This is a genomic window from Pseudomonas sp. W2Jun17, assembly GCF_023127795.1.
Classification (GTDB): domain Bacteria; phylum Pseudomonadota; class Gammaproteobacteria; order Pseudomonadales; family Pseudomonadaceae; genus Aquipseudomonas; species Aquipseudomonas synxantha_A.
This window is the reverse complement of sequence record NZ_SPKO01000011.1, coordinates 142,799-159,904: the sequence shown is the minus strand read 5'-3', so window position 1 is coordinate 159,904 and position 17,106 is coordinate 142,799. Positions and strand designations below refer to the sequence as shown.

Below are 17,106 nucleotides of genomic sequence, written 5' to 3'. Positions count from 1 at the left end.
AGCAGGGTGGTTAATTACACGCCGCCAGCCGTGAGCTTTTCCGGGTCCAGCAGGACTTCCAGTTGGCTGCGCGGCAGGTCGGTGTGCTCAAGGGCGACATCGATGACCGGGCGGCCTTGCTGGTAAGCCTTCTTGGCAATTTCAGCGGCCTTCTGGTAACCAATGATCGGGTTAAGGGCGGTGACCAGGATCGGGTTGCGCGACAGTGCTTCTTTGAGCTTGGCTTCGTTGACCTTGAAGCTGGCAATGGCCTTGTCCGCCAGCAAACGACTGGAGTTGGCCAGCAACTCAAGGCTGCTGAGCAGGTTCTGGGCGATGATCGGCAACATCACGTTCAGCTCGAAGTTGCCCGATTGACCCGCAACTGTGATGACGGTGTCATTGCCGATGACCTGCGCGGCGACCATCGCCGTGGCTTCCGGGATCACAGGGTTGACTTTGCCGGGCATGATCGACGAGCCCGGCTGCAAGCCCTCCAGCTCGATTTCACCGAGGCCGGCCAAGGGGCCGGAGTTCATCCAGCGCAGGTCGTTGGCAATCTTCATCAGCGATACAGCCGTGGCCTTCAACTGGCCGGAAACTGCGACGGCAGTGTCCTGGGAGCCAATCAATGCAAAAAGGTCCTTGCCGGGCGTGAACTTCACCCCGGTCAAATGGCTCAGTTGCTGACTGAAACGCCCGGCAAATTCAGGATGCGCGTTGATCCCGGTGCCCACCGCTGTGCCGCCCTGGGCCAGTGCTTGCAAGGCCGGAAGCAGGTCCTGCAAGTGCCCGATATTGGCCTTGAGCTGCTGCGCCCAGCCATGGAGCACCTGGCTCATGCGCACCGGCATGGCGTCCATCAAGTGGGTACGGCCGGTCTTGATGAACGGATGCACCTCTTCAGCCTTCTGCTCGATCACCTGCACCAGGTGCAGCAGGGCTGGCAGCGTTTGCTCATGCAGTACCAAGGCGGCGCTGACGTGAATGGTGGTGGGGATAATGTCGTTGCTGCTTTGGCCGCAGTTGACGTGATCGTTAGGGTTGACCACCTCGCCAAGCAAACGACTGGCAAGGGTCGCAATCACTTCATTGGCGTTCATGTTGGAGCTGGTGCCGGAACCGGTCTGGAAGATATCCACCGGGAAGTGCTGCATGTAGTCACCTTCGAGCAAGCCTTGGGCGGCATCGACAATGGCCTTGCCCTGCCCTTCGCTGATCTGCTTGAGGTCGACGTTGACCTTGGCCGCGGCTGTCTTGGCCAGGATCAGGGCGCGGATGAATTGCGCCGGCATACGCTGATGGCTGATCGGGAAGTTGTTCACCGCTCGCTGGGTTTGCGCGCCATACAACGCGTCTTGCGGCACATGCAGTTCGCCCATGCTGTCGCGTTCGATACGGGTATTACTCATCATTAGATCCTTGCACCAAGTCAGAAACGGAAATCGAAGGCAGTAATTCACAGGTCGCCAACTGCCAGGCAAAGGCCTGCCAGCGCTTGAGGCGGCAGGCACACTGGGAGAGTTTTTCCAGGTCGCGCAGCGGGCGCCACGCTTGGTCCAGGCACATCGAACGCCAATGCCAGGGCAGCGCGATATCGCTGGCGGTGTCGATCAGCAGGCGGAATGAAGTTTCGGCGATCGTCCACGGATGGGTCGCGGTGCAACAGGCCAGGTATCGACCTTCATTGAGGTAATGTTCGATCAGGCGAGGTTCATTGGGATCGAGGCCACAGCGAATCTGGCGGCTCATCCAGCGCCAGCTTTCCAGATACGGATCCTCATGCAGGACAGAACTCATGATCCACACTCATTCGGTAATGATATTTATTATTAAATGATATTGAGAATCAACACAAGAGTACCCGATTAATACCTCTGTGACATGGGCAATAAAAAAGGCGCGCCATCCTTGGGATGGCGCGCCTTTCCTTGAGTACCGGAGAGGTTAGCTACCGGCGACCGTCATCCGCTCGATCAGCACAGACCCCGTGCGGATATTGCTGCGCAACTCCAGATCATTACCCACAGCGACAATTTGCTTGAACATATCGCGCATGTTGCCGGCGATCGTCACTTCCTGGACGGCGAATTGAATTTCGCCATTTTCCACCCAGAAACCTGCCGCGCCCCGGGAGTAATCACCGGTGACCATATTCAGGCCCTGGCCCATCAACTCAGTCACCAGCAAGCCACGCCCCATGCGTCGCAGCAATGCAGCCTGGTCTTCGTCACCATGGGTCACGAACAGGTTATGCACGCCACCGGAGTTGGCGGTACTCGGCAGGCCAAGCTTGCGACCGGCATAGGTACCCAACACATACGAGACCAGCTCACCATTTTCGACAAACGGCTTGGCATAGGTCGCCAGGCCATCACCGTCGAACGACGAACTGCCCATCGCACGCATCAAATGCGGGCGCTCATCGATGGTCAACCACTCAGGAAACAGCTTTTGGCCGATTGCGCCTTCAAGGAATGACGATTTTCGATAGAGGTTGCCACCGGAAATCGCCCCCAGGAAGCTACCGAACAAACCACCGGCCAGTTCCGCAGAAAACAGCACCGGCACTTCGCACGTCGGCACCGGGCGCGCGCCCAGGCGACTGGCGGCACGCTGTGCAGCCCGTTGGCCAATGCTGACGGGGTCTGCCAACAAATCACCCTGGCGGTTCACGTCGTACCAGTAGTCACGCTGCATCTGGCCGTTGGCTTCGGCGATCATCACGCAACTGAGGCTGTGACGTGTGGACGCATAACCGCCGATAAAACCATGGCTGTTGCCGTACACACGGCAGCCCTGGTGAGTGCTCAGCGTGGTGCCATCAGCATTCTTGATCCGAGAGTCGGTATCGAAAGCCGCCGCTTCGCAGATCAGCGCTTGTTCAATGGCTTGCTCCGGGGTGATGTCCCAGGCGTGGAACAGGTCGAAATCCTGCACATCCCTGGCCATCAGCGCCTTGTCGGCCAGCCCCGAGCTTTCATCCTCGGAGGTGTGCTTGGCAATCGCCAACGCAGCGGCGACGGTCTCGCGAATCGCTTCCGGGCCGCTGGCCGAGGTGCTGGCCGAGCCTTTGCGCTGGCCTGCGTACAAGGTGATGCCGAACCCCTGGTCGCGGTTGAACTCGACCGTTTCCACTTCCCGCTGGCGCACCGAAGTCGACAGCCCCTGCTCCAGCGACACCGCCACTTCACAGGCGCTGGCCCCCTGGCGCTTGGCCTCGGCGAGGATCTGCTCGACTTGTTCCTGCAGTGCCGGTAACGCTTGCGGACCGACGCTTTGGGCTGCACTCATGGTTTTCTCCACTCAAATTCTGCTTTCGGTTAAGGCCATCGAGCGACCGGGCCGGACAAGCGGCCCCCGACTGGTTATCATGGCGGCGTTTCTTTGCGGACTGCCACCATGGTTGATTCTTACGACGACTCCCTCGATGGGGAGAAAAGCAAAACCCAGGTCAAACGCGAGCTGCATGCTCTGGTTGACCTCGGCGAGCGCCTTACAACGCTCAAAAAAGATTTGATTGCCAAACTGCCATTGACCGACGAAATGCGCCGGGCCCTGGCTGATGCGCCCAAGCACACCGCGAATATCGCGCGCAAACGGCACATCTCGTTTATCGGCAAACTGATGCGCGATCAGGACATTGACGCCATTCTGACCTTGCTTGATCAAACCGATGCCTCCACTCGCCAGTACAACGAACGCTTCCATAACCTGGAACGTTGGCGTGACCGCCTGATCGCGGGCGATGACGTCGTGCTGGAGAAATTCGTGATGGACTACCCGGATGCGGACCGCCAGCAATTGCGCTCCCTGATCCGTCAGGCCCAGCACGAGCAGGCGCACAACAAAGCGCCGGCCACCAGCCGTAAAATCTTCAAGTACATCCGTGAGCTGGACGAGACTCAACGCGGCCTGCGCTGATCCTCTTCCACGGGTGGCGGCCTTCGCCACCCGAAGCTCCGTCCTTACGACCCCGTGCCACCCACGGTGATCGCATCAATTTTCAGGGTTGGCTGCCCCACGCCTACCGGCACTGACTGCCCATCCTTCCCGCATGTGCCCACGCCGCTGTCCAGCGACAGGTCGTTACCGACCATCGACACCTTGCTCATGGCCTCCGGCCCGTTACCAATCAAGGTCGCCCCTTTGACCGGCGCGGTAATCTTGCCGTCTTCGATCAGGTACGCCTCGCTGGTGGAGAACACGAACTTGCCGCTGGTGATGTCGACCTGGCCACCGCCCAGATTGGCGCAATAGATGCCGCGTTTCACCGAGGCGATGATTTCCGCCGGATCGCTTTCGCCACCGAGCATGTAGGTATTGGTCATGCGTGGCATCGGCAAATGCGCGTAGGACTCACGACGGCCGTTACCGGTGCGCGCCACGCCCATCAGGCGAGCGTTGAGCTTGTCTTGCATATAGCCCTTGAGCACGCCGTTTTCGATCAGGGTGGTGCATTCGGTCGGCGTGCCTTCGTCATCGACGCTCAGCGAACCACGGCGCCCGGCCAGCGTGCCGTCGTCCACGATGGTGCACAGCTTGGACGCAACCATCTCGCCCATTCGCCCGCTGTAGGCCGAACTGCCCTTGCGGTTGAAGTCGCCTTCCAGCCCGTGGCCGACGGCTTCGTGGAGCAACACGCCAGACCAACCCGAGCCCAGCACCACCGGCAAGGTGCCGGCCGGTGCAGGGATGGCTTCGAGGTTGACCAGCGCCTGGCGCAGCGCTTCACGGGCATAACCCATGGCACGGTCATCGGTGAGGAAATAGCGGTAGTCGGTACGCCCGCCGCCGCCATGGCCACCGCGCTCGCGACGACCGTTCTGTTCAACGATCACACTCACATTGAAACGCACCAGCGGCCGTACATCCGCCGCCAGCCCGCCGTCGGTGGAGGCAACGAGGATGCGCTCCCACACACCGGCCATGCTTACGGTAACCTGCTGGATACGGGGATCCAAGGCACGAGTAGCGGCGTCGATACGTTTCAGCAGCTCGACTTTTTCCGCACGGCTGATCACTTCCAGGGGGTTATCCGGCGCATACAACTGAGCCACGTCCTGGGTGCTGAACGCCTGCACCGTGCCATTTTGTCCAGCGCGGGAGATCGAGCGCGCAGCACGTGCTGCCAGGCCCAGCGCCTCCAGGGTGATCGCATTGCTGTAGGCAAAACCCGTTTTTTCACCAGACTGGGCACGCACGCCCACTCCCTGGTCGAGGTTGAAACTGCCTTCCTTGACGATGCCGTCTTCCAGGGCCCAGGACTCGGAAATCTGCCCCTGGAAATACAGGTCAGCCGCGTCAATGCCTGGCCCGGCGAGATCGCCCAGCACGGTTTGCAAACTTTCGATGGTCACGCCACCGGGTGCCAGGAGGTGTTCACTGACTGAGGACAACAACTCGCTCATAGGTTTGGCCTTAAATTCATCGTTCTGAAGCAGGCCGCTGCGCGCCCTGCGAGAAAAAGCGCCGGTGGTTCGCCACCGGCATGCGCGTCCGTATCGACGCTTGTTCACCGCTATCGCGTTCGGCCAGTAGCACCGCTTCGCCTTGATCCTGTTGCGCCAGCACCCGCCCCCAAGGGTCGATGATTGCCGCGTGGCCAAAGGTTTCCCGTGGGCCTGGGTGCACACCGCCTTGAGCCGCTGCCAGCAGGTAGCACTGGGTTTCAATGGCCCGCGCCCGAATCAGCACATCCCAATGGGCAGCCCCAGTCACCGCCGTAAAGGCCGAGGGCGCGGTAATCAATTCAGCCCCCGCAGCGCGTAATTCGCTGTACAGCTCGGGAAAGCGCAAGTCATAGCACACCGTCAGCCCCACGCGGCCCACTGGCGTATCCGCCACCACTACATTGCTTCCAAAAGCATAGTCGTCGGATTCGCGATAGCGACCGCGAGCATCCGCTACGTCCACATCAAACAAGTGGAGCTTGTCATAGCGAGCGACGATTTCACCCTGATCATTGATCAGCAGCGAGCAAGCGTTGGCCTTGGCGTGGGGTTGTTCCCTGGGCGGCAGCGGCAACGTGCCGGCCACTATCCATAAGGTGAGGTCGCGGGCGGCCTGTTTCAACCATGGCAGGATCGGGCCTTCACCGAATGCTTCGGCGCGGCCAATGTCGGCCACGTCACGGCGTCCCATGGCGGCGAAGTTCTCCGGCAAAACCGCGAGTTTCGCGCCGTTTGCCGCCGCCTGCTCCAGCAGGCGGCGTGCCTGGGCGAGGTTGGCCAGCACGTCGCTCTGGCTGACCATTTGGATTACTGCAAAGGACATGGGCCGACACTCCAGACAGGGCATGGGGCCATGCTACTCCACAGGCTCTCAGTTTGGCTTTTCAAATGGCTTGTCGAAGGTGATTTTCGGATCCTTCCAAGGGCCTTGCACCTTGTACTGCACACTGGCAAAGCGCGAAACCCGATCACCGATCAGCTTGTCGATCAGGAACAACGCACCACCAATGGCAGGCGCACCGACAATCAGCGCCGCGATGGGCAGGTTGTTGGTCACCGGCAACGTGACCAGCAGCTTGGCGTCGACGCGATCGGTGACCAGATCCAGGGTGCCGTTAAGCTCAAGATTGGTCGAGGGCCCGGTCATGGTGATGGGCTCACGGGTCACGAACACACCATTACTGGCGGCCAGCAAGCCCTTGACTCGGTCATAGCTCAAGCCTTTGCCAAACAGGTCGGAAAAGTCCAAACGCAAACGCCGGCCAATGGAGTTGAAGTTAAGCAGGCCAAACACCCGCAATGCCTGGGCGCCCCCTTCCACTTCAACGAACTGACCTTTACGGAATGCGGCATCCAGGCTGCCGGAAAAGCGCTTGGGCCCAACCCAGGCCGGCGAGCCCGGCCAACGGCCATCCACGTCCAGATGGAAATCCTCACTGGTCACCGTAGGCGCAAAACCCCAGCCCTTGAGCACATCGGCGATATTTCTGCCATCGAGGCGGCCCTTGTACCAACTGCTGCTGGCGCCCGGCGCGCCCTCCCAGCCACCGGCGCCCTTGAGCAGCATCCCCTTGAGGCCCAGGTCCAGGTTATTGAAGGCCAGGCCCTTGGCAGTCGGACGAATCCGCAGCGACCATGCCCCTATCAGATCGGGGCCCTGGAACAGCTGGTCAATGGCGATGTCCAGTGCCGGGATGCTTTTGGGGTCGATATCGGCCAGCGGGTCCGGTGCGTTTTCGTCGGCCTGGGCTGTCGGGTCCACTGCGGGCAATTTGACGTACTTGAGGTTGATCGCAATCGGCGCGCCCTTGGCATCGGGCAGGTTCACCGTGCCGTTGGCTTGCTGGCTGTCGAGCTGCAGGCCCCAGGCAGCCGGCTTGCGATCAAGCTGCAACTTGACCTGGTCAAACTGGGTACCAAATCCGGTCAGCTTGCCTACCCTGAAGTCGGCGCCACTTAGCAGTTGCTTGGCATTGCCACCTGGGTCGTTACCCGCGTAGCGGTCCACGAGCTTTTTCCAGGGATCGATATCCAGTTCCGACAGCACGCCACGAATGCGCAAGCCCTTGGCCCCGGGCAACAGCGCGTCACCGTCACCCAGGAACAATTCGCCACGGCCGTTATTGAAGTTGTCCGGCGGCGCCGCAAAGGTGAAATTCGCCAGCTCGCCGTAATCAAACCAGTAACGTCGCTCAGCGCCCTGCAACGTCATGCGAAAGGTGCTGTCACGTCCCTGGCTGGCCGGCATGCCGAACGGCGCCGGTAGATCCACCGCAACACCCTTGAGGTTGGAGTTGACCATCAACTGACTGTCCGCACCGTCCAGAATAACCTGCAACTGGTAAGGAATATCGCCGGATACCGGCAACGGCTGACTGACGTTCAGCCAATCCGTCAGGCGCTTGACCGCCACCTGGCCCTTGGCAGTCACGCGAGTGCTGATATTGCCCGGCTTGCCCTCGGCGAAGATCTGCGCAGTGATAGGTTGCTCGAATGCCTGGGCCGAGATGTTCTGACCGCTCAGGCCCTTGGCGCTATCGAAGCGAAAATCACCCTTGAGCTGGGTGAGGTCCAAGGGCGGTTCAGCCAATTGCAGGCGTGCCTTGTCGGTCTTGAAGTCCACCACGATCTTGGGCTCGGTGCCCTTGGCCAGGGGAACGTCAAGGTCCAGGCTACCTTGCAGGTCACCCTCGCCTTTCCAGCCGGCGAACGTGGACGCGGTACCGATGGGCGCTTCCTGAAGAATTTTCAGACCATCACCCAAGCCACCGGAAAACCCGCCGGTGAGCAACAGATGACTGTCCTTGCCGGCCGGTGCGTGAGGAATATTGACGTACACATCCTTGACCCGGGTGTCGAGCAACTGCCCCTTGCTCGCCAGGATGCGCACGCCGCTTTCCTCGACGAACACTTCACCATTAACCTTGTTCACATGGGGCCAACCCGGCTGGAAGGCCAGTTCGGCGTCATGCACCTTGAAGAACAGGCTGATATTGCGCGACGCCGGCAGGGCGTTGTGGCTCAGCGACCCCTGGTACTGGAAAAAGCCTTCATCCACTGCCCCTTTGAGAATCGCGGTACGCAGCCACTCATCCAGCGCCGGGCTCAACACGGCCGGCAAGTATTTGGGGGTAAAACGGCCATCGCCATCGACCATGCCGACCCGCAGGTCCATGTAGTCTTCCTGGCTATGATCGAAATGCAGGCGAATCAGGAAGTCCGCCGCGACCTTGCCCTCTTCGCCCAGCACCTTGATGTACGGAGCGATCAGGGTGAAACCCTGTTTGTCGAGTTTCCAGGTCAGGCGTGCATTGGCCTGGATGTACTGCCAGGGCTTGGCGAAGATGGGGAACAGATGCAGGGAAAAATCCTTGCTGTCCATGCGCAGTTCGCCATGGCCCAGGTCGCCACTGATGCTGCCGGACACATTACGCGCGGCCGGCGCACCAAAATACGCGTCGAAACCGACACGCTCAAGGTTCGCGGCAAAGCTGACTTTCTGGTCGGTGGCGTCCTGAGGGCGGAAATCCACCAGCACATTACGCAACAGGCCAGTGGCCTTGAGATGCTCGACGGTCTTGGCGAAACCTTCGGGCAACGGCGCCAAGGCATTGAGCAGCGGCGTGATCGGCGTCAGGTCAAGACGATCGGCCTGCAACTTCCACACTTCCTGTTCTTTATCGGTCGCCAGGTTTTGCTGCAATTGAATGCGCGACTCCCAGCGGGTGTCGCCAATGTTCATTGCCAGCGAATCGAACAGCACTTCAAGGCCACTATCACTGCGTTGCAGGTAGGCCGTCAGCGCCAGATTCTCCAGATGCACGGGCTTGCGGTCGGCGTAGCTGCCCTTCACTTGCGGCGAGTTGAGGCGAACAGCAGCGCTTTGCACGGTGCCTTTGGCCCAACTGAGCCAAAACTCACCGCCGGCTTTGAACCGCGTGAGTTTCCATTGCTGGGTTAGCCGGGCGGGAATCCATTTGGCCCAGTCGCTTTGCGGCAGGCTCAGGTAGGCGTCGATCTCTGCGTCCTTCCACTGGCTGGCGCGAATACGGCTACGCAGGCTGACAGCAAGCGGCTGGCCATCAGGCAAGGTCAGCCGTGCATCCAGACGCTGATGGCTCATGCCGGTATGCAGGCTCAGGCCTACATAGGTCACGGTCACCAGCGCCTGATCGAAGGGCTGCAAGGTAACCTGACTGTCCAGCACCGACACGCGCTTGACCATTTGCATGCGCGTCAGCAACTGTTGCGGGTCCAGCGGCTGGTCGTCCTGAACCGGCAAGCCTTGCAGCGTCCAGCGGCCGTCCTTGTCTTCCTTGACGCTCAATTGCAGGCCGCTGACTTGAAGGTGGGCGATGCGCACTTCACGGGCCAACAGGCTGGCCCACATATCCGGTACCACTTCCACCTGGTCCAGGCGCAAGGCACTGGTGCCCTCGCCGACCATCACATCGTGGGCCAGCAATACCGGGGCAAACCCGCTCCAGCGGCCTTCAAGGCTGCCGATATGCAGTGGTGTATCCACTGCAGCCTGGGCCTTGGCTTCGATTTCGGCGCGATATTCGGCGACCAATGGGGTCAATTCACGCCCCAGGCTTACGTACACCGCCGCCAATACCAGCAGCAACGCACACAGGCCCAAGCCCCAGCGGGTCAAAGCGGCAAAAAAGCGTATCAGACGCTCCATGTCAGGCGACCCTCAAAAAACAGTTGGCGGACGGCAGATCAAAGTCCGCCGGTCTCGAATAAGGCAAGCAATTGGGGATCAGAGCAGCACCACGTCGTATTGTTCCTGGGAATACATGGTTTCGACCTGGAAGCGAATCGTGCGACCGATAAAGCTCTCCAGCTCCGCGACGTTCCCCGACTCTTCGTCCAGCAGGCGATCGACCACTTTCTGGTTGGCAAGCACTCTATAACCCTCGGCCTGATAGGCACGTGCCTCACGCAGGATTTCGCGGAAAATTTCGTAGCAAACGGTTTCCGGGGTTTTCAATTTACCCCGCCCCTGGCAACTGCTGCACGGCTCGCACAGCACCTGCTCAAGGCTTTCGCGGGTGCGCTTGCGGGTCATCTGCACCAGGCCCAGCTCGGTGATGCCGATGATGTTGGTCTTGGCGTGATCGCGCTCCAGCTGCTTTTCGAGGGTGCGCAATACCTGGCGCTGGTGCTCCTCATCTTCCATGTCGATGAAGTCGATGATGATGATGCCACCGAGGTTGCGCAGGCGCAGTTGGCGAGCGATCGCGGTGGCGGCTTCCAGGTTGGTCTTGAAGATGGTCTCTTCGAGGTTGCGATGGCCCACGAATGCGCCAGTGTTGACGTCAATGGTGGTCATGGCTTCGGCCGGATCCACCACCAGGTAGCCGCCGGATTTGAGCGGCACCTTGCGCTCCAGGGCTTTCTGGATTTCGTCTTCAACGCCATACAGGTCGAAGATCGGCCGCTCGCCGGGGTAGTGCTCCAGGCGGTCGGCAATTTCCGGCATCAGCTCGGCAACAAATTGCGTGGTGCGCTGGAAGGTTTCCCGCGAGTCGATACGGATTTTCTCAATTTTCGGGCTGACCAGGTCACGCAGCGTACGCAGCGCCAGGCCCAGGTCTTCATAGATGACGCTGGGCGCGCCAATGGTCTTGATCTGTGCGTCGATCTGATCCCACAACCGCCGCAGGTAGCGGATATCCATAAGGATCTCATCAGCGCCGGCGCCTTCGGCGGCGGTACGCAGGATAAACCCCCCCGCTTCCTTGATGCCCTCGGCAGCCACGCAGTCGCTGACCACCTTTTTCAGGCGGTCACGCTCGGCTTCGTCTTCGATCTTCAGGGAAATGCCGACATGGGCAGTGCGCGGCATGTACACCAGGTAGCGCGAGGGAATCGACAACTGGGTGGTCAAGCGTGCGCCCTTGGAGCCGATAGGGTCCTTGGTGACTTGCACCACCAGACTCTGCCCTTCGTGCACCAGGGCGCTGATGCTTTCCACCGCAGGGCCTTCGCGCAGGGAAATTTCCGAAGCGTGGATAAACGCAGCACGGTCCAGGCCGATATCGACAAATGCTGCCTGCATACCTGGCAGTACGCGCACCACCTTGCCTTTGTAGATATTGCCGACGATCCCACGCTTTTGGGTACGCTCGACATGCACTTCTTGCAGAACACCGTTCTCTACCACCGCCACGCGCGATTCCATCGGCGTGATATTGATCAGAATCTCTTCACTCATGGCTGGGTCTCGTTCAGGCGTTTTCACAATAGTGACCGATCGCTCAAGGCTTGGCGCTGGAATACGGCGTTCAGCGCACGGTAATGTTTTGCCAACAGGGTATGCCGAATTGGACGAGCAGTTGCGCGGTTTCGCACACGGGCAGGCCAACCACCGCAGAATAACTGCCATTGAGGCCGGCAACGAACACCGAACCCAGGCCTTGGATAGCATAGCCGCCGGCCTTGTCCTGGGGTTCGCCACTGTGCCAGTAGGTTGTAGCCTCTTCGACAGAAAGCTGGCGAAAACGTACAAGACTGCTTACATATCGAGTTTCGCAGCGCTGGCCGTCGGTGAGGGCAATCGCGGTGAGCACTTCATGCTCGCGGCCCGAAAGGGCCATCAGCATTGCCAGCGCGTCGGCCTGGTCCACGGGTTTGCCCAGGATCTGGCCGTCAATAATCACCGCCGTATCGGCGCCCAATACGCAGGTGCCCGAGGTTTGGCCAAGCGCAACAAAACCCGCCGTTGCCTTGCCGCGCGCAAGGCGCTCGACATAGGCAACGGCGGGTTCGTTGGCATGAGGGGTTTCATCAATAGCGGCGCTGACTACGGTGAAGGGCACACCGATCTGGGTCAGCAGCTCACGTCGCCGCGGGGAGCCCGAGGCCAGATAAAGCGAAATCATTGCAGCCTCTCCCTGTTGGGTTCGATAACCAGGCAGAGCCTCGCAACCATTCAATTGATTTTATAGCGGCGACGCAGCCCACGCAGGCCAAAACTGATCCAGGGCCACAGCAGTGCACTGACCAGGGCCGGCAAGACCAGCGCCAGGGTGGGCTGACGGTTGCCGGTCAATGCGCTCAGCCACAATTGCACCAACTGCGCCAGACCGAAAATCACCAGGATCACCAGGCACTGCTGCCACATAGGGAACATGCGCAGGCGCTGTTGCAACGACAGCACCAGGAAAGTGATCAGGGTCAGGATCAACGCATTCTGGCCCAGCAAGGTGCCATAGAGCACATCCTCCGCCAAGCCCAGGCACATCGCCGTGACCATGCCCACCTTGTGCGGCAGGTTCAAAGACCAGAACGCCAGCAGCAAGGCCAGCCAGAGCGGGCGCAGGATTTCCATGAATTGCGGCAGCGGCGAAACGCTGAGCAGCAAGCCAATGGCGAAAGTCAGCCAGACGATCCAGCCATTGCGCGAATGAGTACCGGCCATTATTCCTCCCTCTGCCGTGTGGTGGCCGGAGCGGTTGTCGCAGGCCTCGCGGGCGCGGTGGTCGCCGCCGGTTTAGCCGGGCGAGCACCCTGTGCAGCAGGCTTGGCTGGTGTGGCGACAGGCGCTGCGGTTGCCGGAACGGCCGGCGCAGCCGCAGGCGCTGGTGGCCCGACGAAGGCCGGTTTGGGCACAATGGCGGGGACGACCGGCGCGGTGCCGTTCTGCTTGTCTTCCGCTTCCTGGGCCTGGGCGGCGTCGTTGGCGCGCTCCTCCGGGGTGCGGTTATCGCTGAACACCAGCAGCAGGTAACGGCTACGGTTAAGGGCAGCCGTCGGCACGGCCCGAACGATCGCGAATGGTTGGCCAGAATCGTGGATCACTTCCTTGACCGTCGCCACCGGGTAGCCGGCCGGGAAGCGCTGGCCCAGGCCGGAGCTGACCAGCAGGTCGCCTTCCTTGATATCCGCAGTGTCGGCAACATGGCGCAGTTCGAGGCGTTCGGGGTTGCCGGTACCGCTGGCAATCGCGCGCAAGCCGTTGCGGTTGACCTGAACCGGAATGCTGTGGGTCGTGTCCGTCAGCAGCAGGACGCGCGAGGTGTAGGGCATCAACTCCACCACCTGGCCCATCAGGCCACGGGCATCGAGCACCGGCTGGCCGAGGACCACACCGTCGCGCTCACCCTTATTGATGATGATGCGATGAGTGAACGGGTTCGGATCCATGCCGATCAGCTCGGCGACTTCAACCTTTTCATTGACCAACGCGGAAGAATTGAGCAACTCGCGCAGACGAACGTTCTGCTCGGTGAGGGCCGCCAGCTTTTGCATGCGCCCCTGCAACAGCAGGTTTTCAGTCTTGAGTTTTTCGTTCTCGGCGATCAGCTCGGTGCGGCTGCCAAATTGGCTGGCCACGCCCTGGTAGAGACGTTGTGGCAGGTCGGTGATCCAGTAGGTCTGCATCAACACCAGCGACATCTGGCTACGCACGGGCTTGAGCAGTGCAAAGCGGGCATCGACCACCATCAGCGCGACCGAAAGCACGGTCAGCACCAATAAGCGCACGCCCAATGAGGGGCCTTTGGCGAAAAGCGGTTTAATAAGCCGCTCCTCCCAGGCAAATGTTCTCTTTATTCATACGGCATCAAACCGGCCTGGATGCAGATTGAAGAAGATAAACGCCAACAGGCAGCACTGCAAAGTGCTGCCTGCCGACCAAGCATGAACCATCCAGGCAATCTTATTCGCTGGAGAGCAGGTCCATGGTGTGTTTATCCATCATTTCCAGCGCACGACCACCACCACGAGCAACGCAGGTCAGCGGGTCTTCGGCAACGATCACCGGCAGACCGGTTTCCTGTGCCAGCAGCTTGTCGAGGTCGCGCAGCAAGGCGCCACCACCGGTCAGCACCAGGCCACGCTCGGCGATATCGGAAGCCAGCTCCGGCGGCGACTGCTCCAGGGCACTCTTCACGGCCTGAACGATGGTGGCCAGGGACTCTTGCAGAGCTTCCAGCACTTCATTGGAGTTCAGGGTGAAGGCACGTGGAACGCCTTCGGCCAGGTTGCGACCGCGAACATCGACTTCGCGAACTTCGCCGCCCGGGTATGCGGTGCCGATTTCCTGCTTGATGCGCTCGGCGGTGGATTCGCCGATCAGGCTGCCGTAGTTGCGACGCACATACGTGATGATCGCTTCGTCGAAACGGTCGCCACCCACGCGCACGGATTCGGCATACACCACACCGTTCAGGGAAATCAGGGCGATTTCGGTCGTACCACCACCGATATCCACCACCATCGAGCCGCGGGCTTCTTCAACCGGCAGGCCGGCACCGATCGCAGCCGCCATCGGCTCTTCGATCAGGAACACTTCGCGGGCACCGGCGCCAAGGGCCGATTCACGGATGGCACGACGCTCAACCTGGGTGGACTTGCACGGAACGCAGATCAGCACACGAGGGCTGGGCTGCAGAAAACTGTTTTCGTGAACCTTGTTGATGAAGTACTGCAGCATCTTCTCGCAGACGCTGAAATCGGCGATCACGCCATCCTTCATCGGACGAATGGCAGCAATGTTGCCTGGTGTACGGCCGAGCATACGCTTGGCCTCGGTGCCAACGGCAACGACACTTTTCTGATTACCATGGGTCCGAATGGCCACAACCGATGGCTCATTCAGAACGATACCGCGCTCGCGCACGTAAATAAGGGTGTTGGCAGTGCCCAGGTCAATGGAAAGATCGCTGGAAAACATGCCACGCAGTTTCTTGAACATGGGAAAGGGACCCTAGGCAACGCGTGGGTAAAAAAGTGCGGCAAACTCTAACAACGACAGGGATTTTGGGCAAGGCGCCAATGTGCTAAATTGGCCGACTTTCTGTGCACCAACCCCCACAATCGCGGCCATATGACCGTAGAAATGCGGTAGTGTTCCGACAATCTAACACACGGACGCCTTCCGTTCTGTTTTCCACTGGAGAATCCCATGGCGCTTGAACGCTCCGACGTGGAAAAAATCGCGCATCTGGCCTCGCTTGGCCTCAATGACGCCGATCTTCCACAGACCACCGCAGCCCTGAACAGCATTCTCGGGCTGGTTGACCAAATGCAGGCCGTCGATACCGACGGCATCGAGCCCCTGGCTCACCCGCTGGAAGCCAGTCAGCGCCTGCGCGCAGACGTCGTGACCGAGCGCAATAACCGCGAGGCCTACCAGTCCATCGCGCCAGCGGTCGAAAACGGCCTGTACCTGGTTCCGAAAGTCATCGACTAAAGGGAAAGAGCCTTTCATGCATCACATGACTCTGGCCGAGATCGCCCGCGGTCTCGCCGACAAAACGTTTTCCAGCGAAGAGCTGACCCGGACCCTGCTTGCGCGTATCGCCGAGCACGATCCCAAGGTCAACAGCTTCATCAGCCTCACCCAAGAGCTGGCCCTGAGCCAGGCCAAGGCCGCCGACGCACGTCGCGCCAACGGTGAAAACAACCCTCTGCTGGGCGCCCCCATCGCCCACAAGGACCTGTTCTGCACCCAGGGCATTCGCACCAGCTGCGGCTCGAAGATGCTCGACAACTTCAAGGCGCCCTACGACGCCACCGTGGTCTCCAAGCTGGCCGCCGCCGGGGCTGTGACCCTGGGCAAGACCAACATGGACGAGTTCGCCATGGGTTCGGCCAACGAGTCGAGCTACTACGGCGCGGTGAAAAACCCGTGGAACCTTGAGCACGTGCCCGGCGGTTCGTCGGGTGGCTCGGCTGCGGCCGTGGCCGCACGCTTCCTGCCCGCCGCTACGGCGACCGACACCGGTGGTTCGATCCGCCAGCCCGCCGCGTTCACCAACCTCACCGGCCTGAAGCCGACCTACGGTCGCGTTTCCCGCTGGGGCATGATCGCCTACGCCTCAAGTCTCGATCAGGGCGGCCCTCTGGCACGCACCGCTGAAGACTGTGCAATATTGTTACAAGGCATGGCAGGCTTCGATAAACAGGACTCCACCAGCATCGATGAGCCCGTGCCGGACTACAGCGCCAGCCTGAATACCTCGCTCAAGGGCCTGCGCATCGGCGTGCCGAAAGAGTACTTCAGCGCCGGCCTCGACCCGCGTATCGCCGATCTGGTGCAAAACAGCATCAAAGAGCTGGAAAAGCTCGGCGCGGTGATCAAGGAAATCAGCCTGCCGAACAACCAGCACGCGATTCCCGCCTACTACGTGATCGCGCCGGCAGAGGCGTCTTCCAACCTGTCGCGCTTCGACGGTGTGCGCTTCGGCTATCGCTGCGAGAACCCGAAAGACCTCACCGACCTGTACAAACGCTCCCGTGGCGAAGGCTTCGGCAGTGAAGTCCAGCGCCGGATCATGGTCGGTGCCTATGCCCTGTCCGCCGGCTACTACGACGCGTACTACCTCAAGGCGCAGAAAATCCGTCGCCTGATCAAGAACGACTTCATGGCCGCCTTCGAAGAAGTCGACGTGATCCTCGGCCCAACCACGCCGAACCCGGCCTGGAAGATCGGCGCCAAGACCGGCGACCCGATCGCCGAGTACCTGGAAGACCTCTACACCATTACCGCCAACCTCGCGGGCCTGCCGGGCTTGTCCATGCCCGCCGGTTTCGTCGATGGCTTGCCGGTAGGCGTACAATTGCTCGCCCCGTATTTCCAGGAAGGCCGCCTGCTCAATGTGGCGCACCAGTACCAGTTGCACACCGACTGGCACACCCGCACCCCTACCGGCTTCTGAGG

Annotated in this window: 14 protein-coding genes; 3 read left to right on the top strand and 11 right to left on the bottom strand. The window is 60.6% G+C overall.

The genetic code is table 11. The features are described from left to right. Positions 1-14: 14 nt before the first annotated feature. From E4O98_RS09665 to pmbA, 3 genes are all read right to left on the bottom strand, one after another. On the bottom strand, positions 15-1,391 hold the full coding sequence (locus E4O98_RS09665) for a class II fumarate hydratase (protein ID WP_078820293.1): 1,377 nt from the start codon (positions 1,389-1,391) through the stop codon (positions 15-17). Then, complete coding sequence (locus tag E4O98_RS09660; RefSeq protein ID WP_122733947.1) at positions 1,384-1,779, bottom strand: FagA protein; 396 nt, start codon at positions 1,777-1,779, stop codon at positions 1,384-1,386. Before E4O98_RS09660 ends, E4O98_RS09665 begins: the two co-directional genes overlap by 8 nt. A gap of 147 nt (positions 1,780-1,926) precedes the next feature. Continuing rightward, positions 1,927-3,273 carry a metalloprotease PmbA gene (gene pmbA, locus E4O98_RS09655; protein ID WP_248134850.1) on the bottom strand — a complete coding sequence of 449 codons (1,347 nt, stop codon included), beginning with the start codon at positions 3,271-3,273 and terminating at the stop codon, positions 1,927-1,929. A 108-nt stretch (positions 3,274-3,381) separates the two neighbouring features. On the opposite strand from pmbA, the gene yjgA reads away from it, so the two are divergent. Next, the gene (gene yjgA, locus E4O98_RS09650; RefSeq protein ID WP_248134848.1) at positions 3,382-3,903 is read left to right on the top strand and encodes a ribosome biogenesis factor YjgA; all 522 of its coding nucleotides are present in this window, start codon (positions 3,382-3,384) and stop codon (positions 3,901-3,903) included. Between the two features lie 44 nt (positions 3,904-3,947). Here the strand turns inward: yjgA and tldD are convergent, their stop codons facing one another. The 8 genes from tldD to mreB form a co-directional block, all read right to left on the bottom strand. Beyond that, complete coding sequence (gene tldD / locus E4O98_RS09645; protein ID WP_012722229.1) at positions 3,948-5,390, bottom strand: metalloprotease TldD; 1,443 nt, start codon at positions 5,388-5,390, stop codon at positions 3,948-3,950. 16 nt (positions 5,391-5,406) lie between these two features. Next, positions 5,407-6,255, bottom strand: a complete 849-nt coding sequence (locus E4O98_RS09640; RefSeq protein WP_248134839.1) for a carbon-nitrogen hydrolase family protein — start codon at positions 6,253-6,255, stop codon at positions 5,407-5,409. Positions 6,256-6,303: 48 nt separating this feature from the next. Further along, entirely contained in the window at positions 6,304-10,119 is a 3,816-nt protein-coding gene (locus E4O98_RS09635; protein WP_248134837.1) for a YhdP family protein, read from the bottom strand. Positions 10,120-10,197: 78 nt separating this feature from the next. Beyond that, a complete protein-coding gene (rng, locus tag E4O98_RS09630; RefSeq protein ID WP_046070915.1) occupies positions 10,198-11,655 on the bottom strand; it encodes a ribonuclease G in 1,458 nt (485 codons plus the stop codon). 70 nt (positions 11,656-11,725) lie between these two features. Continuing rightward, positions 11,726-12,322 carry a Maf family protein gene (locus E4O98_RS09625; protein ID WP_078820291.1) on the bottom strand — a complete coding sequence of 199 codons (597 nt, stop codon included), beginning with the start codon at positions 12,320-12,322 and terminating at the stop codon, positions 11,726-11,728. Positions 12,323-12,372: 50 nt separating this feature from the next. Beyond that, a complete protein-coding gene (gene mreD / locus E4O98_RS09620; RefSeq protein ID WP_003188558.1) occupies positions 12,373-12,861 on the bottom strand; it encodes a rod shape-determining protein MreD in 489 nt (162 codons plus the stop codon). Beyond that, positions 12,861-13,961 carry a rod shape-determining protein MreC gene (gene mreC / locus E4O98_RS09615; protein WP_348984629.1) on the bottom strand — a complete coding sequence of 367 codons (1,101 nt, stop codon included), beginning with the start codon at positions 13,959-13,961 and terminating at the stop codon, positions 12,861-12,863. The genes mreD and mreC overlap by 1 nt, the downstream gene beginning before the upstream one ends. A 139-nt stretch (positions 13,962-14,100) precedes the next feature. Then, positions 14,101-15,138, bottom strand: coding sequence for a rod shape-determining protein MreB (gene mreB, locus E4O98_RS09610; RefSeq protein ID WP_002555108.1), 1,038 nt, complete (start codon positions 15,136-15,138; stop codon positions 14,101-14,103). Between the two features lie 210 nt (positions 15,139-15,348). Here mreB and gatC point away from each other — a divergent pair, with 210 nt between their 5' ends. After that, complete coding sequence (gene gatC / locus E4O98_RS09605) at positions 15,349-15,636, top strand: Asp-tRNA(Asn)/Glu-tRNA(Gln) amidotransferase subunit GatC (RefSeq protein ID WP_005784804.1); 288 nt, start codon at positions 15,349-15,351, stop codon at positions 15,634-15,636. 16 nt (positions 15,637-15,652) lie between these two features. After that, positions 15,653-17,104 (top strand): Asp-tRNA(Asn)/Glu-tRNA(Gln) amidotransferase subunit GatA, encoded by a 1,452-nt coding sequence (gatA, locus tag E4O98_RS09600; RefSeq protein ID WP_148853462.1) that lies wholly within the window; start codon positions 15,653-15,655, stop codon positions 17,102-17,104. Positions 17,105-17,106: the final 2 nt, after the last annotated feature.